Origin of the sequence: Dyadobacter sp. CY312, from assembly GCF_021390535.1 — a bacterium.
Classification (GTDB): Bacteria; Bacteroidota; Bacteroidia; order Cytophagales; family Spirosomataceae; genus Dyadobacter.
The window spans coordinates 98,481-120,480 of the sequence record NZ_JAJUXG010000020.1; the positions used below are offsets into that span (position 1 = coordinate 98,481).

A 22,000-nucleotide genomic window follows, 5' to 3' on the forward strand; every position below is an offset into this window, starting at 1 on the left:
CAACAATGTGTCGCAGAAATCATTCAGGCATTGAATGCTAATCTGAAAATTGACAATGATTAATACGGATGCTTGATGGTCCTTCTTAAATTCACCAATGTGTTATGAGCTTTTGAAAGTATACCGAGCAAAGCACCTACTTCATCCAATAAATCATGAAAATAGACATAGATGTTGTAAAATCCTGGGAGCCAGATTATGACTCTGATGTTACCAGACTTGAAACTGATAAAAATCTGGAGAAAAAAGTTATCAATGCCCTTCAGACCAATGCATTCATCAACAGTGAAAAAATAAGGGTTCGCGTTACTGACCGTCTTGTTTTTCTGGAAGGAACTGTTCATCTGCTTAAAGAAAGGATTTCGGCTCAAAAGTGCATACGGGATATCTTTGGTATCCGCGCAGTAATCAATTACCTAACCTATCACAGTGAGTATGCTCAGCAAAAGCTAAAAAATATATCCTGAGCAGACTTGTCACATCTATATTTTGAAAAGGAGGTAACTAATCAGTGCCTCCTTTTTTGCGATGCAAACCACCAAATTGTGGGACAGCTCCTTTGTCCAAATTTAAGATCGTAACAACGATCACTACCAATCATGACGGTAATCACTATCCAAGGACATTTTTCCCCCTAACTTTCCCGTAAGTTAGCGAGCTCTGGTTATGTCAGCTATCAGCACCAGACTTAATGGCAAATCAATCAAATTAAAAAATATGATACTCTACATTAAGAATATGGTTAGCCAGCGCTGCAAGCTTAGGGTTCAGGAAGAATTAGCGATCCTGGGACTAGGCTATAATAGAATTGATTTGGGCGTTGTCCAATTGCTAAAAAAAGTAACCACTTCACAGCGTAAATGCCTGAAAGAAAACCTAAGCAGTTCAGGACTTGAGCTGATGGAAGATAAGCGAAGTATCTTAATTGAGAGGATAAAAAATGTAATCATCGAGCTCGTTCATTATACTGATGATCTCCCGAGAACTAACTATTCGGACTACATCAGCAACAAGATTGGTTATGATTATACCTATTTGTCAAATCTTTTCTCAGAAGCAAAAGGAATAGATATACAGCATTTTATAATAAACCACAAAATTGAGAGAGTAAAAGAACTACTTCAATACAAAGAACTGAATCTGACAGAGATCTCCCACAAACTCCACTACAGCAGCGTGTCTCATCTTTCTAACCAGTTCAAGAAAGTAACAGGCTACTCCCCATCAACTTACATGCATCAAAGTCAAAAAAGGTGGAATAATCTGGAAAACATGTAAAACTGTAACTTCTTGTATTTCAGATGTAAGACTTCGTAGTCAAAACTATTGCAGCTTTACAACTGCGGTTTAAATAATTAAGATCGATTTATACGTTTACACATAATAGTTACCAACTTATACCTCCGAAAATAATCTAAATCTAGTCATAATGAACAACTGAAAATCATTCTGCAGTCTGCTGCTGGCCAGCTCGGCAGGCCGTATAATGGGAATATTATTTACTCCAGACAAAGGTTCGCAGAATAGAAAAAGAATACGACAGAAAGCGGAAGATACCCCACGTGATTGGGCAGATACTGAACAAAAAACTAAAATCATCGTCTAACCAAAAAAAATGGCTTATTTCATCCATCATTTTCTTAGACAGTAAGAACTCTCAAGTTAAAGGAAATAAGCCACACTCTTGAAGATTCAGGGATGGCAGCATTCCACTCGGGCTCTGCGAAAAGTCATTTGCCTTTATCAGCAGCCATGCGAACAGCCAGCCCCGTCAAAACGCCCGACATAATCCATTTCTGCACGCTCACATAGGTGGGCCGGGCGTGAAACCACCTGGCTACGCTGGCCGCCGAGAAGATAATGATGGTATTTATAAAAACGCTGATCAGTAATTGCGTAAAGCCTAACATCAGATTCTGGCTTATCAGCGATCCATATTCAGGACGGGTGAACTGAGGGAAGAAAGACAGATACAATACAGCTACCTTGGGATTCAATGCATTGGTTACAAAACCCATGCGTACCAGTTTGGAGTCTGAGTCATTCGAAAGGTTACGGGTCTGAAATGGAGAGGCACTACCAGGCTTTATACCCTCCCAGGCCAGATACAGCAAGTATCCCACACCAAGCCAGCGCAACACCTCGTAAGCAATGGGAATTGTCAAGAACACGGCAGTTAACCCAATGGAAACCAACATGATATGCATCAGGAAACCTAACACGACACCTATCAGAGACAATAAGCCAGCTCTGCGCCCCTGGCTGATAGAACGCGATATCAGATAAATCATATTTGGGCCCGGGCTCAGCACGAGGCCCAAGGCAGCTAAGGCGAAAATCAAAAGGTTGTCAACTGGTATCATGATTTGTTTTTTTTCAAAGCTCACATAAAACCCGCTGTTTGTGATAGTCCACTTTTTCAGAACAGAGCAGTCCAATAACGTCTGGGCAGCCATTCTAGCAGGTTCTGCCTCCCATTGCGCAGTAGAGCCGGATCACTCCCGCCATCCAGCTTACCACATTTGTCGACTCGGTTCTGTCCGCATTAGCTTTGTGTTATTCCAAGCTGTCGGCGTAGTTGACGACCAATGGATAATTCGGTTGACTTGACCACTAGATTCCGTGGCAGATTGACCACCAACCCGTTCTTTTATTTCATGAGTTACACAACTTCCAGTCAGTCATTTATACTGGTCAATTCAATCCGAAATGACATGATCTTGATTCCCGAATTAAGGTGGTTAACCACTCCGTATTCTCCACCATGGCAAGAACTAATAATAATTGCACCGAATGTCATTAGTAATTTTGTGATGTTTACTAAAAAATGCAATGATCAGGAGGCTACGCTAACAGAGCTTACGATGGTGTAAGCAAAAACCATGGAAATACTCAGATTAACAGTTGCAGTAAATTGCGCTTTATGAAATCCCGAACTTTGCCGGAAAGGTATAAGCTCCATAAAAACAGTGACCAACGACAAAAGCAGGTAACTGGTAACCATCAGACGTATATCACCCCAGATGACACTTTTATGAACCAACATCAAATCTGTATCGACAAGACTTTTGGGAACATGCACAACATCAGGAAGTAAACGAAGAATATACCATGAGTAAAAGATCGTCATCAAAATGATTAGCAAGGAAAGTAAGTTCAGTATCTTGAGGATTCTGAGATGCTTTTGGTAAATTTTCATCGCTGTTCAAGATTAATGTTGATGCTCTGTTTCACATTCATTTTCGTCATCCTGGGGTTCCTCCTGATCTGGCGTAAACAGCATGGCGGTACAAAAGCAGTTTTTACAATCCTTGCCCAGGAGCGTTTGATAGTTTACACAGCTTTTACAGCCCTGCCAGAATTTCTTTTCCTTTGTAAGTTCATTATAGGTCACTGGCTCAAAACCCAGCTTTGTATTCATTTTCATCACAGCTGCGCCTGTGGTAATACTGAAAATTTTTGCATTCGGGTATAGGGTACGCGACAATTCAAAAATTCGCTGTTTGATCGCCTTGGCAACTCCACATTGGCGGTAAGCAGGCGCTACGATAAGACCCGAATTGGAAACAAACCCATAATTTTCATAGGTCTCGATGTATGAAAATCCTGCCCACTTGTTGTCCGGCGTAACTGCGATAATGGCTTTGCCTTCGATCATTTTCCGGATTACAGATAAAGGGCTACGCTTAGAAATTCCGCTTCCCCGGTTGATGGCAGAGTCGTGCATTTCATCGGTAATCTGTTTGGCAAAAATCCAGTCTTCCCTGGTAGCCAAACGAAGCGTAAGATCTTCAATGCCTAAACCTGTGAACGGCCCGGGTTTTTCAATTTTTCGCAAGAAAATGCTGTAGAAATCATCCGGCATAAAAAACTTCAACCGCTTTCTTTCACTTTCACCCCTTTTGGCAAAAGGAGAAAATGAATAAATAAAGCTCTTTTCAATGGCTGCCCTGATGGCATTATCACCCTGATTGAGCAACGTTTTAGCGACCGAAAAGCATTTCCGGGATAAATTCAGATTGTAGTCCAAAACAGCTTCTCTGGAAAAGTCGAGCAGACGCTGGATGGATTTGTAAATATCACTGCTCAGTGCGCTTCTTTTATATAACTTCGCTAATTGCGGGAATTCAGACTCTATTAAATGAACTGCTTCTAACTGAGAAATCATGGTTTGAATATTTTTTGTCTGAACGGATATATTCCAAACCTGTACCCAACTTGTGTATTTCAAAAATAAAATTCACAACCAACTGATTATCTAAATATTAAACTGATATATTTCTTTTTATAGATAACCATTTTACAAAAAAACGCCTATCAAATTGATAGGCGTTATCATTATGGAAGGTGGTAAGATCAGGACTTTGCCAGGTCAAAAAAGAAGGTGCTACCCATTCCTATCTCGCTGTTAACGCCAATGTGCCCGCCCTGGGCCTCAATGAATTCTTTGCTGATGGCTAGGCCGAGCCCTGTACCACTTTTAGCACTACCCGGAACCTGGAAATACCGGTTAAAGATCTTCGCCCGATAGCGGCTGTCAATGCCTTTTCCTTCGTCCTTTACAGAAAACTGTATCCCATTTTCGTGTGGTTTGATCTGGATATGAATCTGCCCCTGCTGCTGTGAATAGCGGATCGCGTTGGTCAGAAAATTAATGAGAACCCAAGCCGTTTTTTCAGTATCTGCTTTCACGTCCGGAAGGTTTTCTTCCATCTCCACCATGAGTCCGATCTGCTTTTGTTCGGCCTGCACTTTCACAGCCTCTAATGCATACTCGAGTATCAGTTCCGGTCTGGATTGTTGTATGTTGAGCTGGATATTACCGGTCTCGACCTGTGACATATTCAAAAGCTCGCCCGTAATTTTTAAAAGGCGGTCACTGTCTTCCTTGATGCTCTCTATCAGCTGCTGCTGCTCGTGGTTCACATGTCCCGTGTTTTGGTTTTCAAGTAGCAACAGGCTCATTTTTATTGATGAGATGGGTGTTTTTAGCTCATGGGAAACGGTGGCTATAAAGTTGGTCTTGGCAAAATCAAGCTCCTTAAACGGTGTAATGTTTTTGAGTATGATCACATGTCCGATCATCTTTTTTTCCCGCTCCCCGGTTGGCTTGATGGTAATATTGACTACTTCCTTTTCAAAATAGCTTTCCTTGTTATCTGCATAAATCTTAAGAGGAGCCGGCGGCAAGATTTCTGTCTTCTCAGCCTGGGGCAGATCATTGACCAGCGAGCGGATCAGATCATTTTTTAAGGCAATGTCCTGGGCAGATTTGCCGATTATATCGTCCTGTCTGAGTCCTGAAATTTTAAGGGCCTCATTGTTGATGAAGAGCACCGTCTTATTTTCATCAAGACCAATAACGGGCTCGTGCATGTTGTTAATCAATGTTTCAATTCTGATTTTTTCGATCAGTATTTTGGAAAGATTACTGTTGTTGTATTCTTCCAGTTTCTCGGCCATGGTATTAAAAGAATCGGCCATCTCGCCAAACTCGTTTTTCCCCCGATAGTGTACACGTTGGGAATAATTCTTGCCCGCAATTTCTTTGATACTGGCAGTAAGCTCCCTGACCGGATTGGCGATATTACCCGGCAGGTTGATCAAAAGTGTCATACCGAAAAGAAAGCAAAGCGTGCTTGATAGCACAATCCATGTATTTGCTGTTTTGGCGGTCTGATTTGCAATGCTGCTTTTATGTTCAATTGCAGCTCTGTTGACCTCCATAACTCTCGAAATATCTTTCCTGATCATCAAATGCAGGTTGGCGTTAAACGGGTCAGCTTTTAGTTTATCAAGACGTCCTACAATCTCGCCTGTTGCCTCGCCTTCACCTGGCTCAGTAATATTATTTTTTTGCAGGTTCAGGTTCTTTTCAAATACAGGCAGACCGTCCTGCTTCTGCTGTAAAAGATCCAGGGCAGCGATCATGTTCTCGCTATATTCCAGCGAATTGTAATTGTCAGCCAGAATGTTGGACGTATCGTTTTTAAGTGCTGTTATGTTTTTAATTCCGACTACCGACAGCACCAGGATCATCGTAAACAAAAGGCCAATGCCCAGTCGTAGTTTGGTTTTAATTTTCATCAGGATAGGATGACCAAGTCAATTTCAGAAACGGAAAGTTTTTTAAGTAATTGGTTAAATATATTAGTAGCCAGTATGACCCTGAACAGGTTCATGTGCGGCTTTCCAATACAGATCGTAGTAATATGTCTTTGCTCAGCCGTTTCCATGATCACCCTGGAAACATGCGGGCTTTCAACACGGATGATCTCACCACCAAGCTCAGTGGCCAGTTTGAAGTTGTTGATCAAATGGCGCTGTTTGTCCAGTGCTATTTTGTCGGTGCTTTCCTTAGGTGTCTGCACATAAAGCAGCACCCATGGACTATTGTAGTAACTCGCCAGACGCGCTGTTTTACGGATCACATTTTTGGCTGTCACCGCATTGCTGCTGATGCAGGCCATAAAGCGGTTGGGTTTCAAGGCCGTCAAACCACGGGACGAAATCTGGGTTTCCACCTTACGCACTACCTGGCTGGCCACCTCTTTTAATGCAAGTTCACGTAGCTGCAAGATGTTATTGGATGTAAAAAAATTACCCAGTGCGGTCGGCACTTTTTCCGGCGCATAGATCTTGCCTTCTTTCAAACGGGTGATCAGCTCGTCTGCCGTCAGGTCTATATTGACCACTTCATCTGCCGATGCCAGTACACTGTCCGGAATCCGCTCCTTGACTTCAACGCCGGTAATATCTTTTACTTCTTCATTCAAACTTTCTATATGCTGGATATTGACCGCGCTGATCACATTGATTCCCGCATCCAGAATCTCCATTACATCCTGCCAGCGCTTGTCGTTTTTGCTTCCTTCGATATTGGTGTGTGCCAGCTCATCAATAATGACAATTTCAGGCCGTAAGCTGATTACGGCCTGAATGTCGAGCTCCTCCAATTCCTTCCCTTTGTAAAACAGTTTCCGGCGCGGGATCACCGGCAGGCCTTCCAAAAGCGCGTGCGTTTCTTTACGGTTGTGCGTTTCTATGTAGCCGATCTTGACATCGATACCGTTTCGCATCAGCGTATGCGCTTCCTGCAACATCCGGAAAGTTTTGCCTACACCGGCGCTCATACCGATGTAGACTTTGAACTTGCCCCTGCGGGACTGCTGGATCAAGTCCAGAAAATGTTTTACGTGGCTTTCCTTTTCAGTCATCTAAAATGATAATGCAACAGATGTGATTAAAAAGTAATTCTGTTTTTTGGCACTGTTATCATAGGTAAAAATGGCGTCTTTGCTATTTAAACTCCTTGCTTCAACACGCCATATGACATTGTCTACCGGCAGGTAATCAAAGTTCAGGGAATAGCCAAAGGTCTTAAAGCCATTGGGTGTACCCGTGCTGATGATCACCCCATTTTTGTCAGCGTAATATTCACCTCTGGCCCCTATGTGTATCTTATCTGTTGGTGTAAACCGGGCAATGATTATCGGCGTGTACCAGGTATTACTGCCACTGCTGCCTTCTGGTTTCTTTTCAAATCCAAAGTCGACCCCTGCGGTCAGGCCAAACTTTTGGGTCAGCTGAAATATACCATAGACATTATGAAAATAGCGCATTTGCTTTAAACTATCGGGTTTATCATTACCGATAAAAGTGCTGTAATTCAATGCTACGGATTCCGTTGGTTTATAAGTGATCTGGGTCCCGAAAGCTGGTGTTGAGTTGCCGTCTACCCTTTGGATCCTTTGCCAGCCGTTCAGATACATGGCTGAAAGATACAGTTTATCGTCTTTCGTCGTAAAACCAAGTTTGACTCCGGATTCAAAGTACGGCGAATTTTCTGCCAAAAGGCTTCTGCTCAATGCCCAGTTGTCTTTTCCGATCGCACTTTCAAAACCGATGTGCGAAGGCATGATACCAGCATCCAGCCAAAGATTGGTCTTTTGTGAAAGCTTAACACCGACATTAGCTTCATAAATGTTTTTCAAAACACCAGGCTCTGCGCTGTAATTCGCGTTCATGTAGGTTCCTGCTGCCAAAGCGACATTGGCCCTGACACGGTCTGTAGCATAGTTTGCTTTGATGAAAGCCAGGTTCAAATTCACCTCATTCGCCCGGTTGAAATTGTAAAGAAAACCCGGCACGGTGTTGTTATCTGGACGGTTAAAATCATGGTTGTAATAAGCTTCAACATAACCGCTGATGGTCAATGGATTTTTTGTCTGCGTTGAGTCCTGCGCAATGGCTGGTTGTAAAACGGCTAAACCGAACGCGCTTAAAAGTAAATTTTTCATTTCTTACTGTACTGGGAAATCGATGTAACGACGCTGTTAAAATCGGCGGCCACCGGATCGCCGGGTCGCCGGATCGCCGGCCGCCGCGGCGTTACAGGTGATGGCCGGCCTCTTTGTCTTATTTCAGCTCATCAAGAGCGATATTGAGTTTCAATACATTCACCTTTTCAGGTCCAAACATGCCTAGCAAAGGGCCTTCTGTGTTTTTGGCTACCAGCTGCTCAACCGTTTCAGGGGACAATTTTCTGATAGCCGCTATTCTTTTCACCTGCACCAAAGCAGATTTGGAAGTAATATCGGGATCAAGTCCGCTTCCGCTAGCTGTAACAAGTTCAACCGGAATTTCCTTTTTCTCAACTCCTGGGTTGTGTACTAAAAACGTATCAATCCGGGCCTGAACAGTCGCCAGGTAATCGGGGTTCGATGGCCCTTTGTTACTGCCACCACTTCCGGCTGAATTGTAATCAACTGCTGACGGACGCGAGTAAAAATATTTATCCTGGGTGAAAGTCTGACCGATATTGGTGTAATACTTTTTGCCACCGACTGTTACCACTTCGCCTTTACCTCCGTTTGGAGCAAGCTGGGCTACTCCCCAGATGACAGCTGTATAAACCCCTGCAAAGAATACCAGGGTAATGATTGTTAATTTAATCGCGGGAAATATGTTCGTTTTCATTTTTATTAGCTTTGAGCTGTTAGCTTTTGGCTATTAGCTATTTTACACTTTATTTTTTAGTTTAAATCCAGATACTGACAATCAGGTCTATTACTTTAATCCCAATAAAGGGAACAATTACACCTCCGAGACCATAGATGAAAAGGTTTCTTCTCAGCAACGCACTCGCACCAATCGGTTTGTAAGCAACTCCTTTCAGCGCAAGTGGAATCAGGATCGGGATGATAATTGCATTAAAGATCACCGCTGACAGGATCGCACTTTCCGGGCTGTTCAAATTCATGATGTTCAAACCTTTTAAGGCAGGAATGGCAGCGATAAACAAGGCCGGAATGATGGCAAAGTATTTGGCGACGTCATTGGCAATTGAAAAGGTAGTCAATGTACCACGTGTCATTAAAAGCTGCTTTCCGATTTCCACGATCTCGATCAGTTTAGTCGGGTCATTATCCAAATCGACCATATTACCAGCTTCCTTAGCTGCCTGTGTTCCGCTGTTCATGGCTACACCCACATCAGCCTGTGCAAGCGCTGGCGCATCGTTGGTACCGTCCCCCATCATCGCCACCAGTTTACCACTTTCCTGTTCACGTTTGATGTAGTTCATTTTATCTTCCGGTTTTGCTTCGGCGATAAAGTCATCTACACCCGCCTTTTCAGCAATGAATTTGGCCGTTAAAGGGTTGTCGCCCGTCACCATCACCGTTTTCACACCCATCTTGCGAAGCCGCTCGAAACGTTCACTGATCCCCGTTTTGATGATATCCTGTAATTCGATCACACCCAGCACATGTTCGTTCTCTGTCACCACCAGCGGTGTTCCACCATTGCTTGAAATATCCTTTACAGTTTGTTCAATGTCTGATGGAAATTTATTTCCAGCGTTCACAGTCAGGTTTTTGATTGAATCGAATGCACCCTTACGTATCCTTGTCTGATCAAAATCAACACCTGAACTTCTTGTTTCAGCCGTAAACTTAATAAAAGTGGGGTTGCTCAGATTGCTGTAACTTGACGGGTTCAGGTTAGCTAATTCCAGGATCGATTTACCTTCCGGTGTCTCATCAGCAATTGAGCTTAAAACCGCGCATTTAATAAAGTGGTTATCTGTGACGCCTTTGGCTGCGTGAAAATGTGTGGCCTTTCTGTTACCAATGGTGATCGTACCTGTTTTATCCAAAAGTAGCACATCAATATCCCCGGCTGTTTCCACCGCCTTACCCGATTTGGTGATCACGTTCGCTCGTAAAGCCCTGTCCATTCCTGCAATCCCGATCGCCGATAACAGACCGCCGATTGTGGTCGGGATCAGACAAACGAAAAGAGAAATAAAGGCAGCGATCGTGATCGGCGTATTGGCAAAATCTGCGAAAGGTTTTAGTGTCACACACACAATGATAAAGACCAGTGTAAAACCTGCAAGCAGGATAGTCAATGCTATTTCATTCGGCGTTTTCTGACGGCTTGCACCTTCAACCAAGGCGATCATTTTATCCAGGAAACTTTCTCCCGGAGCCGTTGTCACCATTACTTTAATTTTATCCGAGAGAACCTTGGTACCTCCCGTCACACTGCTTTTATCACCTCCAGCTTCCCGGATTACCGGGGCCGATTCTCCCGTGATCGCACTTTCGTCGATCGTCGCAAGTCCTTCAATGATTTCACCGTCCGTCGGGATATTATCGCCCGCTTCGCAGATGAACATATCCCCTTTTTTCATTGAGGCTGACATCACACTTTCGGTTTCCACACCAAAACCCAGTTTGTTATTTACCACCAGTTTGGCGGGTGTTTCTTCCCTGGTTTTACGAAGACTGTCGGCTTGCGCTTTACCTCTTGCTTCCGCAATCCCTTCTGCAAAATTGGCAAAAAGCAAAGTGAGTAAGAGAACAAGAAAAACAACAAAGTTGTAAGCAAAACTGCCCTGTGATTTTTCCCCGGTAAGCACCCAAAGGCTTACGATCAGCATGACGAACGTTCCAATCTCCACGGTGAACATCACCGGATTACGAAACATGATCTTAGGGTTCAATTTGATAAATGATTGCTTTAAAGCCTCATTGACCAGTTCCTTTTGAAATAAGGAAGCATTTTGATTTTTCATTTTTTTGGAGCTATTGGCTATTAGCTGCTAGCGATTAGCTTTGGCTGGTAGCTGTTACTTAATTTTTTTAATTCTAACGCATTGAGAAATACTCAGCAATTGGCCCTAGTGTCAGCGCAGGGAAGAATGAGAGCGCGGTAATGATAACAATTACTGCGAGCACCATAATCCCGAATGTGCCCGAATCGGTGCGTAGTGTACCTGCACTTTCAGGGATGAATTTCTTGTTTGCCATCAAACCTGCAATAGCAACGGGACCGACGATTGGAAGGAAGCGGGAAAGGATCAATACAAAACCCGTTGTAATATTCCACCAGGGATTGTTGTCGCCCAGCCCCTCAAAACCACTACCGTTGTTGGCTGACGACGAGGTATATTCGTAAAGCATCTCGCTGAATCCGTGGAAGCCTGGATTATTTAAATTGGGTGCGGTGATTTCAGGGAAGGCTGCTGCCAGTGCAGTCCCTGCGAGTATAAGCAGCGGGTGAAAAAGCGCAACGATCATCGCAATCTTCATTTCCCTTGCTTCAATCTTCTTACCCAAAAACTCAGGAGTCCTTCCCACCATCAGCCCGCTAATAAATACAGCGAGGATAATAAATACAAAGAAGTTGAGAATTCCGACCCCACAGCCCCCGTAAAAGGCGTTGGTCATCATCGAAAGCATCTGCATCATGCCAGAAAGCGGCATTGTGCTATCATGCATGGAATTGACAGATCCGGTTGAAATTACCGTGGTAGCTATACTCCAGAACGCAGATGCAGTAGTACCGAAGCGTACTTCCTTACCCTCCATGGCCCCGGAACTGTTGTCAATGCCCATGGCGGTAATGGCGGGATTACCCGCATTTTCCCAGATAATTGTTGGTACGGTGAGTACTAAGAACCCGATGGTCATGACGCCAAAGATCATCCAGGTCATTTTCCTTCTTTTTAAAAAGTAACCAAAAGCAAAAACCATAGCCAGGGGAATGATCATCTGTGCAAACATTTCGGTCATGTTGGTCAGGTAATTTGGGTTTTCGAGCGGATGGGCTGAGTTAGCTCCAAAGAATCCGCCCCCATTTGTACCCACATGTTTGATCGCAACAAAAGCTGCTGCCGGTCCGGTGGAAACGCCGACTGTATCACCTTGCATGTTGACGATGGTGTCTTTGCCATCAAAAGTCATTGGCGTTCCGTTAAACACTAAAATAACAGCTATCGCTATCGAAACGGGAAGCAATATACGTGTACAGGATTTCAGGAAAAGATTGTAAAAATTACCCAACTTATCTGTCGTCCGGTCTTTAAGTGCAATAAACAGAACCGCGGCGGCGGCCAGACCTGTTCCTGCTGTTACAAATTGCAAAAACATTAGAAACAGCTGCGAAAGATAACTTACACCGGATTCTCCGGAATAATGCTGTAAATTACAATTCACTACAAAAGAGATACTGGTATTAAATGCCAGATCGGCTGTTTGTGAAGGGTTCCCATCCGGATTAAGCGGTAGCCAGCCCTGGTTCATCAGCACAAACATGCCCAACAGAAACCATACAAAGTTAATGGTTAGCAGAGCAAACATGTGCTGCTTCCAGTTCATTTCTGCCTTTGCATCAATTCCGCTCAAACGATAGAATAATTTCTCGATGGGGTTAAAAACAGGGTCAAGAAGCGTCTTGTCTCCTGCATAAACTTTTGCGATGTACTTGCCAAAGGGTATTGCGAGGGCAACCGTAATGGCAAACATGGCAATGATTCCTAATAATTCAGTGTTCATTTCTTTAGTGTTTTAATTCGATTGAGATAAATCGAAAATGTATTCGGATTAGAATTTTTCGGGTTTGATAAGCACGTAACAGATGTAACCAAAAACCCCGATTGCAATAATGAATAGCGCTGCCATGGTGTTATATTTTTTCAAAGAATTGAACGGTTTTGTAAAAAAGCAGGAAGCACAAACTGCCGGCTGCCACTAAGAGGATTGTCATCATAGTTTTTATGTTAAAGTGGTTATTAAAATGCATTGATCTGTTTGACGTATTCTTTTTTAAGACTGCTTGGAAGCAGCGTCTGCACATTGTAATGATGTAGCTCCAGAATCGTAGTAACATCATACAGATAGACGTTGGATACTGCCGTTCTGGATTGATAGTTTCCACTCAAAAAAAGCTTTTCGGCCGACTCCATAAACTTTTTGGCCCGGGCTAGCTTGCCTGCCAGAACCAATGTGACAGTCAGCTCAGCCATTCGCTGCATGTGGTTGTAAATACTGTTGTTATTCCCCTTTTTCATCGCTTGAGTAAATTAGATGTACCAGGGTCTATACCAAACATGTACCATGACAAACACAAAATATGCAACACATTGATAAACAGAAACTTAAAACTTTTTATACATAGAATTCAATAAAAAAGACCCTATCAATATGATAGGGTCTTATCAAAATGGATGGGTGACACAATCCGGGTCAACCGTTATTTAATTCCATATTCTTCAATTTTCCGGTAAAGCGTAGCAATACCTATCTCAAGAAGTCTGGCCGTCTCGGCTTTGTTTCCCTTGCTGTAATTAAGCACCTTCTGGATATGAAGCTTTTCGACACTTTCCATCGAGAATGCCGAGAGCTGAATGCTCTTGACAGGCAGCGATTGCTGCACCTCGAAGGGTAGGTTTTCCGGCTCCAACACTCCATCACTGATGATCACAGCCCTTTCGATCACATTTTTTAGCTCCCGGATATTTCCACGCCACTCATAGGATTCAAGCCTTTTAAGAAAATCCTTGCTGTATTGAAGGTCTTTTTTGTTGGTCTGCTCCGCAAAATGACTGGCAAAATAAGTGGCCAGAGCAGGGATATCTTTTACCCTGTCACGAAGCGGCGGCAACTGGACCTGAAAAACGTTCAGACGGAAATACAGATCAGAGCGGAACCGGTTCTGCTCTGATTCTACTTTCAAATCTCTGTTGGTGGCGGCGATCAGTCGGAAATTGGATTTGACTGGTTTGGTGTCGCCTAATTTGATAAACTCATGCGTTTCCAGCACCCTGAGCAGCTTTGCCTGGAGATCCAAGGGTAGCTCACCGATCTCATCAAGAAACAGCGTCCCGTTGTTGGCTTCTTCCAAAAGCCCTCTTTTATCTTTGCCTGCGCCAGTGAAAGCGCCCTGCCTATATCCAAACAGCTCGCTTTCCAGGATCTCCCGACTGAACGTGCTGCAATTCAGCGCGACCAGGTTTTTGTCAGAACGCACACTTGCATAATGGATCGCCTGGGCAAATACTTCCTTTCCGGTTCCCGTTTCACCAGTCAACAGCACTGGAGTGTCTGTAGGTGCTACCTTTTTGGCCAGCTCAACTGCCTTTAAAAAAGAGGTGGACTTTCCAATAATGGCATCAAAGGAGAATTTTTTTGAGACGATACCTTCGAGCTTTTGAAGTTTCTTTTGCAGCTGGGCCTTTTCAACGGCGCGGTTAAGCAGGGGAATGATTTTGTCATTGTCATCCCCTTTTACAATATAATCCATCGCCCCATTTTTCATCGCCTGCACGCCATCTGCAATATTCCCGTATGCTGTCAGAAGGATGATTTCTGCCAGCGGGTTCGACATAATTCTTTGGCTTCTTTAAATAAAAGAGCAAATTAAATGTTTTACTAAGCATAGCGTACTTATTTATGTGAATAAAAGTAGGCTTGCAGTACGAAAAAATCAAGATGTAAATGAGAGAAACTAGCTGTTATACAGCAACTTACAAGGATTCTGGTGAGTCATTAGTTTGTGAGATGCTGACTCTCGAATTACTCACCAGAATTATGTCAAATATTGCATATTTTGGCACTATTCAAAAAAACAAAAACCCTGTAAATCGTTGATTTGCAGGGTTTTGATTGTTTTTGATATTCCACAGAGTGCACCCGACGAGTGCAGAACTTGTCTTATATCACACTGATAAACAACCAATTACAAATCAACCTAAACGCTACTCCCGATTTACTCACCGCTTTCTGACGAACTGCAAATCCGTACATAAAAATATGTATTTAGCTGTTTCGATGCAAGTTAGGATGTCAAAGAATATTATCCAGTATCTAACGGTTTGCGCCCGTCAAATGATGTTGCATCACCTGCTGAATCATGCTAGCAAATTAGACTAAGTGCGGAGCCACGAAAAACAACGACGTTACTTCACTACAAATCCATGATCACCTGCGTAATTCTGAAAATCGGCAAGGGAGCGATCGGGCGCAACTATATACTGATAACTCTGATTTGCCGGTGCATTGCCGTGGTTGGAGAATTCTGATGACTTGACCACTAGATTCCGTGGCAGATTGACCACCAACCCATTCTTTTATTTCATGAATTACTCAACTATCAGTCAGTCATTTATACTGGTCAATTTAATCCGAAATGACATGATCTTAATTCCCGAATTAAGGTGGTCAACGGCTCCGTATTCTCCAGTTTAATATGATATCGTACCATAAACAGTATTTTTTTGCAAAGATACAACTATTATACGTCATATTATAGTTAACTTAACACTAGAAAAGTGTTTCCTTTCCCTGCAAATATATCAGTAATTTCCTTCCAACTTCACATTTATTGAATCAACAGTAAATTCACCGTATTCAAATTTATAGCCATTGATCCGGCCTGAGACTATATCTTTTAATCTTGGAATTCCTTTTTTCCATATAGAATCTCCCGCCCTGATTGTTGAAGTAGCATCAGTTTCGTATTTGCTTTCAAATCCCAGAGAATATTGTCCATAAATTCCAGACTGGAACATAAAAAGAATCTTTTTTTCGGATTTAGCATTTATGACAATAAATTCTGGGCATAGCCTTAGATTTTCAATATAATCAAACGTTCTATCTAATGAATAATCAGACAAGGTGTCTTTACCTAGATACTGTATTTTTTTATGGATATCCATATCCATACTAATATTTGGTATTTGCCTTAAATATTTATATGGTACCTTAATGGTTCGAATACTTTCTTTCGGTAGCCCTATAATATCATAGTCTTCCTTGAATAGATACTTCTTATCATCTTCTCCATTCAGACGTCTAAAAGTCAATAAAGTAGGAATAATTAAATTATTTTTTGTATTATTCACAAAATTCCATTCTAAAAACAAAGTATCCTTCTCTTTGAAAATTCTTGGAGATACAGATATATCTTTCAAATTATCATATTTATTACAGCTAAGTGCTGCGATAAACATTACAAATAAAAACAACGAAATTCTCATGGCAAGACAATTTTTTTAATTAAAAATTGAAGAGGCTTGTAAAGCTGATCATACGCCTGCGCATTGTTAAAATTCCAAACCTGCGATGATATTATTTTTGGACTCCAACCATTTTTCAATATCAATTGACCTGTCATTTTTTGAATAGCAATATGACCTTCATTATTTAATAATTTACTTGGGTTCCCTGTTAATTCTTTCGCCCAATCCATTAAACCCAAATTTGCATGTACGATATGCCCAAACTCATGTGCCATTGATACAGTCAACTGTTCTCCAGATGAAAATGCTGCCTTACCAAAAAAAATCTTCGAAGACATACCATTTTTCCATGGGCTGTGCCTTGTAATTGCGATTGCATCCTTAATTGTTGGAGAACTTATAAAACCATCCGCATCCATGGTAATGTCCTTGGGTAGCCGTGTTGTCATCTTTCCACCTGGACCCATGCCTTTCCAATTTTCGTTCTTTAACTTGTAAAGATAATCATCGTTATATGGTGCTTGTGTTCCGCCTGAAAGGATGGCATCCGAAGCGAGGTATGCGTGGTCGGATCTCGCCCCGGTTAACCAATCAGCACCAAGTTTCTTTGCTTCAATCCCTCCATATATCCCACCTGATAAGCCACCAAGTGCAGCGCCCCATCCTATACCTCTCCAGACATTTGTACCATTTAGAGCAGCTCCCACTCCACCAGTTAAAGCGCCAGAAGCAGCTCCATATGCAAAACCTCCCGCTGCACCAATAGGTGCATAATATCCAGTGAGCCCGGCGATAGCTCCCGTGATTGCACCACGCCAAAATCCATTTAAAAATCCTTTTCCTTGAAGTCCAAAGGATATACCATTTACAACACCACCGATGACCGCACCTATCGCCGTGGAGAGTAATGGATTATTACCATCAGGATCCGTGTAAATAAGAGGATTGTTTCTTGCATACGAATATCGGTTATAATCCTGAGTAAATCCACCGTCTAATATATAATTATCAGGTGATAACATTCTACCCAGTACAGGATCGTACACCCTGCCATTCATATTGATCAGTCCGAACTGATCCAGCATTTCATGTCCTGTGTAACCTCTATAAAGCCAGACAGGTGGCAAACCAGTTGATGCCGTTGGAGCTAACAGCGCCCAGCTTGTCACATTCCTTCTTCTGCCCCATGCATCAAAGGACTGTTCAGCTTCAATAGTAGTTCCAGCGCTATTGGTAACTGTCAGAATGGAACCTAAATGATCAGTATAGGTGTAATGAACAGTATGTGTACCACCTTACGCTCTCTACAATGGCCGCCAGCCCTGTGGGAGAGGCAATGTACTGGATATAACGGGTTGAGCCCGCCGTAACGTCCTTTTCAAATCCGTCCGCAAGGTAAAACCTGATGGTGTCGTAGTTCCTCCAAGTTTGGTCACACGCCACCTTAACCACACTGAGCTGGGTAGGATATCCTGCATTTTGTAGCAATACCAACGAGCTTTTTGGTTGAACCAAGATTTGTTACAAATCTTATATCCTTATTGTCGAGTCTCTTTTTCTCATCTCTGTTAAGGTATCCGTAACTGCTTGGTATTTTCTATATCTATTCATGATTTCCCAAACTTTGTCCCTAAAGGCAACAATATCTCTTTCCTTTGTATTTGGGAGCAAGTTAGAATCGACATAATCTGGACTAACTTCGATCGTAGCAATTATCTTATTTCTCTGATATATCCAGATTTGATCATCTCTTCTTGGAAAGTATAAATAGCTTCCTAATACATGTACCCAATTTTTATATTCATATATCTTCTTCTCGTAAAACATTGCGCAAATTGTGTTTTTATCTTGCTTGGAAATTAAGAGTGTATCTTCATAATAGGCATCACCATTAAGTGCTGCCTTAATACTGTCATTCCGAAGATTATATTGTACACCTCTAATTGATGCTCCGAAAACTAGATTATAATCCCCAGAAACAAAATCACCATAAGTTTTAGGTTTCTCATCTGCTTGGCAAGAAAACAATAGAGCAGCTAGTATTGTGATAATTAATTTATCCATAATGGTATAATTTTTGCAAAAGCACGCCAGGAATAATTTCCTGGGTAAATAGGTCCTCCCTGTTTTATTAACTCTCTCCTCGTAGTTGACGCCAAGTCGGAAAATCCATACGTCTTTGTATAGGCAAGAGTGTAAGACGATGTGGCCCTTTCAGATAAATGCATCATTGACGGATTGGATGTCCAATGCCATGCGTGCATAAACTCATGTTTGAATACTCCGTTTTGAAACTCAATGGATGTCCCTTTCAGACTTGGCGCCATGAATATAGAAGAACTACCAGATTGCCAACGCCCACCTTTGATAAATTGAGTAGTCACACCACCCACATGGTCCCCGTCCCAGTACATATTCCCATCCGCGAGAACATAGCCCTTTGATAAGCTATAGTTGTCGCCCAAATGGACGGTGGTATTTAGCTTATTCTCTATGTCTCTGATACTCATACCATCTCTTGAGCCAATCGTACTATTATAAGAATCCACCATTTCATCTGTACTATTCCATTTTTGACCATTCCCTGTCGATTGATCCAAGCGTAAAGCATGAGAAGCAACCCCAGTGCCAGTCCATGGGTTTATGCCTAGTTTATTTCCATTAATATATCCAACAATCCCTCCTGAAACTCCTCCAAACGCTGCGCCCCAAGCCATGCCCTTCCAAACATTGTTCCCATTTAAGGCAGCACCGACTCCCCCCGTAACGGCACCAGTTCCTGCTCCATACAAACTTCCTGGTATTGCGCCAGCGACTGGTGCATAATATCCCGTTAATCCTCCAATAGCACCAGCGATAGCCCCACGCCAAAATCCATCAAAAAACCCCTTCCCTTGCATATCATATGCAACCCCATTAACAATCCCTCCTATGACTGCACCTATTGCCATTGTAATCCAAGGCATATTCCCATCGGGATCGGTATAAATTAACGGATTGTTACGTGCATAAGTATATCGGTTATAATCTTGACTAAAACCAGCATCAGCCACATAATTATCCGGAGACAGCATCCTTCCCAGCACCGGATCATACATCCGACCGTTCATGTTAATTAAGCCAAACCTGTCCAGATGTTCGTGCCCGGTGTATCCACGATATAACCAAACAGGCAAACCAGTTGATGCCGTTGGTGTCAGCAACGTATTCTCCACATAGGTAGCTGTAAATGCAGCACTGTCCGATCCCGTGGCGGAAATCAGCCGGTTGAAATTATCGTACAGGAGGAAATCATCATCGTTAAAATGCCAAGTATTTGTAGTGACACACCTTCACTCATGTCCAACCAACTCATTTCCTTTCTGCACCGAAAGCACCTGTTTGACTTATCCCCCAACTACTTTCTCCTAAGCTATCAATTTGCCCCTTTTTCTTCCGGGCTGTCAAGCTGCAATTTATCGGTAATTTTCATTTCTTTCCTTTTTTGATCATACTCTTCTTCCGTAAAGGGACCAAATATTTGTCGATTTTTATGATAAATAATCCAATAATTAATCTTATTGGCAAAAATAAGGAGGTAATATGGGTCGTTTGCAATTAGACTATCCGCTAGCCGCTCGCCTTCCTTAATGTCATCAATTGAATGATTGAGATATTTATTTCTATTTTTACTTATTATTTCCTCTGCTAAAATACTCCTGTAAACCTCTTCATTTGGTTGCTGCATTACTAAAATGAAATTTTCGTCATGCACATACTGTATAACTTTTCCATAGATATTTTTTTGACCCGCAATAGGTGAACGAATGTTTTTCAACTCTTGTCCGAATGATTCATAGACATAACCATTTCCCAGTTCTTCCGTGAAGTCTGAGATACCTGCGCCACAGCTAAAGAAATACATAACTATAAATACAATGACAATTTTATTCATTTTAGTAGGGACTATAAGGTTTGTATTGATTTATCAAGGCCCGCCCTTGATAATATATCCAGTATGATTTTCCCGACAATGCCCCAAAATTAGTAGCAGCTGCTAATCCAATTTTAGTAAATGTATTTCTGAAAAAATTATCAGTATATTTCCCGATTTGCTCGAAATTGTATTCTCCTCGATCAATTGTAGCATGCTGCCCATCAATTCTACGCATTGTCATTTGTCCATGAACCAACCCATCACCCGATTTGTACAGGGTCTGAACAATTTTGACACCGTCGACCCATCCTTGATCATTCACCCATCCCAAATCAAGTTTACTGGCATCTAATATTAAGTCGCGCCCACCCCCTTTCCTATACCACTCGTTAGCTTCACCTATAGTCAATCTCCCATCTGCCAAAATGCGTTTTTGTAACCTCGTGGAAGCCATGTCTTCTAATGAATGCGCCGCATGATTAAATCCAGCAACAATCCCGGCAGTAGCTGCCCCTCGCCAAAAATCCCCCCCAGCTAATTCTGCTGACCCCCCCCCAGCCAAAGATGCGGATCCTACTTGAGCAAAAGAGTTAGTGGTAAATCCACCTACTAAAGTTGCCATCCCCGAACCTACCGCACCACTAATAGCGCCACTCAGAAAATCGCCTCCCGTCATTGCTGACATTGTACCGCCCCAGGCGGAGTAAGCTCCCACCTGAATAGCGCCCTTCGCTAAAACCGACAAATTTTTTGCCTGGCTTAGCGCACCTCCAAGTTCAGTTGCAAAGCCAGATGTAATGGCTCCTACTACAACCGAACCTGCAAAACTTAACCAATTCCAATTTTTAAATCCTCCTTTACTGAAAGCCACGCCCAAGGTATACGAAGCGGCCCCGATTAAAGCTCCTATAAATGGATTATTCCCATCCGGATCTGTATAAACCAACGGATTGTTCATCGCATAGGTGTACCGGTTGAAACTCTGCGTCATTCCTGGCTCCTGCACATAATTATCGGGCGACAACATCCTTCCCAGCACCGGATCATACATCCGACCGTTCATATTGATCAATCCAAATTGATCCAGCATTTCATGACCCGTGTAACCACGGTATAGCCACACTGGTGGTAAGTCCGTTGCTGTCGGTGTTGGTGACAGCAATGCCCAACTCGTCGGGTTGCGCCTTCTGCCCCAGGCATCGAATGACTGTTCTGCGGATGTTACAACATTGCCCGAAGCGTCAGTCAGCGTTAAAATAGAACCCAGATGGTCTGTATAGGGGTAGTAAGTGATGAAGTAAGGTTCTGTTTAATAATCAGTGCTGCGAGACCGGATGGCGAGCTGATGTAATGCATTTCACGCGCTGTACCTGAATTGTCCTTCTCATATCCATTGGCAAAGTAGTACCGGGTATTGGTCGTAGTTCCTCCAAGCTTGGTTATACTTTTGATCCGCTCATAATCCGCCCCATAGGTATATGTCGACTCATACTGCACATCCGATGTGTTATTTTCCTTAATAACACTGGGCAGCATAAAGGCTGTGTAGGTAATATCCTGTTGTTTGAGCGCTATCGGAGAAGGGGCAGGGTTGGTCACCCCGTTAACCGCATTGAACTTTGTCGCATCGTACGAATAGGTACCCCCATCTGTTTTTGTATTCACATTTCCGTTCGAGGCGTATGTGGCTGTGAATGCAGCATTGCCTGATACTGTCGCGGAAGTAAGCCAGTTAAGGTTATCGTATAAACTCTTCTGTTTTTGGGACAACCGTT

23 protein-coding genes are annotated in these 22,000 nt (G+C 42.7%); 2 read left to right on the plus strand and 21 right to left on the minus strand.

Going from position 1 to position 22,000, the window contains the following annotated elements:
• Positions 1–155 precede the first annotated feature (155 nt).
• Both LZG71_RS25610 and LZG71_RS25615 read left to right on the plus strand, forming a co-directional pair.
• Positions 156–467, plus strand: a complete 312-nt coding sequence (locus tag LZG71_RS25610; protein ID WP_233825327.1) for a BON domain-containing protein — start codon at positions 156–158, stop codon at positions 465–467.
• A gap of 250 nt (positions 468–717) precedes the next feature.
• On the plus strand, positions 718–1,278 hold the full coding sequence (locus tag LZG71_RS25615) for an AraC family transcriptional regulator (RefSeq protein ID WP_233825328.1): 561 nt from the start codon (positions 718–720) through the stop codon (positions 1,276–1,278).
• A 452-nt stretch (positions 1,279–1,730) separates the two neighbouring features.
• Here the strand turns inward: LZG71_RS25615 and LZG71_RS25620 are convergent, their stop codons facing one another.
• The 21 genes from LZG71_RS25620 to LZG71_RS25710 form a co-directional block, all read right to left on the minus strand.
• Positions 1,731–2,363: a LysE family translocator gene (locus tag LZG71_RS25620; RefSeq protein ID WP_233825329.1), complete on the minus strand. Its 633-nt coding sequence runs from the start codon at positions 2,361–2,363 to the stop codon at positions 1,731–1,733.
• A 473-nt stretch (positions 2,364–2,836) separates the two neighbouring features.
• Positions 2,837–3,199, minus strand: coding sequence for a hypothetical protein (locus LZG71_RS25625; RefSeq protein ID WP_233825330.1), 363 nt, complete (start codon positions 3,197–3,199; stop codon positions 2,837–2,839).
• A 12-nt stretch (positions 3,200–3,211) separates the two neighbouring features.
• Complete coding sequence (locus tag LZG71_RS25630) at positions 3,212–4,168, minus strand: hypothetical protein (RefSeq protein WP_233825331.1); 957 nt, start codon at positions 4,166–4,168, stop codon at positions 3,212–3,214.
• Between the two features lie 188 nt (positions 4,169–4,356).
• Positions 4,357–6,087, minus strand: a complete 1,731-nt coding sequence (locus LZG71_RS25635; RefSeq protein ID WP_233825333.1) for an ATP-binding protein — start codon at positions 6,085–6,087, stop codon at positions 4,357–4,359.
• Positions 6,087–7,217 carry a sensor protein KdpD gene (locus tag LZG71_RS25640; protein ID WP_233825335.1) on the minus strand — a complete coding sequence of 377 codons (1,131 nt, stop codon included), beginning with the start codon at positions 7,215–7,217 and terminating at the stop codon, positions 6,087–6,089. Before LZG71_RS25640 ends, LZG71_RS25635 begins: the two co-directional genes overlap by 1 nt.
• Positions 7,218–8,300, minus strand: a complete 1,083-nt coding sequence (locus LZG71_RS25645) for a porin (RefSeq protein ID WP_233825337.1) — start codon at positions 8,298–8,300, stop codon at positions 7,218–7,220.
• A 118-nt stretch (positions 8,301–8,418) separates the two neighbouring features.
• Positions 8,419–8,979, minus strand: a complete 561-nt coding sequence (locus LZG71_RS25650; RefSeq protein WP_233825339.1) for a K(+)-transporting ATPase subunit C — start codon at positions 8,977–8,979, stop codon at positions 8,419–8,421.
• Between the two features lie 61 nt (positions 8,980–9,040).
• Positions 9,041–11,083: a potassium-transporting ATPase subunit KdpB gene (gene kdpB, locus LZG71_RS25655; protein WP_233825341.1), complete on the minus strand. Its 2,043-nt coding sequence runs from the start codon at positions 11,081–11,083 to the stop codon at positions 9,041–9,043.
• Between the two features lie 73 nt (positions 11,084–11,156).
• Positions 11,157–12,845 (minus strand): potassium-transporting ATPase subunit KdpA, encoded by a 1,689-nt coding sequence (gene kdpA / locus LZG71_RS25660; RefSeq protein ID WP_233825343.1) that lies wholly within the window; start codon positions 12,843–12,845, stop codon positions 11,157–11,159.
• 48 nt (positions 12,846–12,893) lie between these two features.
• Positions 12,894–12,971, minus strand: a complete 78-nt coding sequence (locus tag LZG71_RS30740) for a potassium-transporting ATPase subunit F (RefSeq protein WP_221394980.1) — start codon at positions 12,969–12,971, stop codon at positions 12,894–12,896.
• 110 nt (positions 12,972–13,081) lie between these two features.
• Positions 13,082–13,360, minus strand: coding sequence for a hypothetical protein (locus LZG71_RS25665; protein ID WP_233825345.1), 279 nt, complete (start codon positions 13,358–13,360; stop codon positions 13,082–13,084).
• 182 nt (positions 13,361–13,542) lie between these two features.
• The gene (locus LZG71_RS25670; RefSeq protein WP_233825347.1) at positions 13,543–14,676 is read right to left on the minus strand and encodes a sigma-54 dependent transcriptional regulator; all 1,134 of its coding nucleotides are present in this window, start codon (positions 14,674–14,676) and stop codon (positions 13,543–13,545) included.
• Positions 14,677–15,247: 571 nt separating this feature from the next.
• On the minus strand, positions 15,248–15,382 hold the full coding sequence (locus LZG71_RS30515; protein ID WP_255713213.1) for a hypothetical protein: 135 nt from the start codon (positions 15,380–15,382) through the stop codon (positions 15,248–15,250).
• A 261-nt stretch (positions 15,383–15,643) separates the two neighbouring features.
• Complete coding sequence (locus LZG71_RS25675) at positions 15,644–16,327, minus strand: hypothetical protein (RefSeq protein ID WP_233825349.1); 684 nt, start codon at positions 16,325–16,327, stop codon at positions 15,644–15,646.
• Positions 16,324–17,478 carry an RHS repeat-associated core domain-containing protein gene (locus LZG71_RS25680; protein ID WP_233825351.1) on the minus strand — a complete coding sequence of 385 codons (1,155 nt, stop codon included), beginning with the start codon at positions 17,476–17,478 and terminating at the stop codon, positions 16,324–16,326. The genes LZG71_RS25675 and LZG71_RS25680 overlap by 4 nt, the downstream gene beginning before the upstream one ends.
• A gap of 91 nt (positions 17,479–17,569) precedes the next feature.
• On the minus strand, positions 17,570–17,824 hold the full coding sequence (locus LZG71_RS25685) for a hypothetical protein (protein WP_233825352.1): 255 nt from the start codon (positions 17,822–17,824) through the stop codon (positions 17,570–17,572).
• A gap of 15 nt (positions 17,825–17,839) precedes the next feature.
• Positions 17,840–18,373: a hypothetical protein gene (locus LZG71_RS25690; protein ID WP_233825354.1), complete on the minus strand. Its 534-nt coding sequence runs from the start codon at positions 18,371–18,373 to the stop codon at positions 17,840–17,842.
• Entirely contained in the window at positions 18,361–19,524 is a 1,164-nt protein-coding gene (locus LZG71_RS25695; RefSeq protein WP_233825356.1) for an RHS repeat-associated core domain-containing protein, read from the minus strand. Before LZG71_RS25695 ends, LZG71_RS25690 begins: the two co-directional genes overlap by 13 nt.
• Before the next feature lie 200 nt (positions 19,525–19,724).
• Positions 19,725–20,243, minus strand: a complete 519-nt coding sequence (locus tag LZG71_RS25700) for a DUF3997 domain-containing protein (protein ID WP_233825358.1) — start codon at positions 20,241–20,243, stop codon at positions 19,725–19,727.
• Position 20,244: 1 nt separating this feature from the next.
• A complete protein-coding gene (locus LZG71_RS25705; RefSeq protein ID WP_310587788.1) occupies positions 20,245–21,348 on the minus strand; it encodes an RHS repeat-associated core domain-containing protein in 1,104 nt (367 codons plus the stop codon).
• Positions 21,349–21,476: 128 nt separating this feature from the next.
• Positions 21,477–21,995: a hypothetical protein gene (locus LZG71_RS25710; protein WP_233825361.1), complete on the minus strand. Its 519-nt coding sequence runs from the start codon at positions 21,993–21,995 to the stop codon at positions 21,477–21,479.
• Positions 21,996–22,000 lie beyond the last annotated feature (5 nt).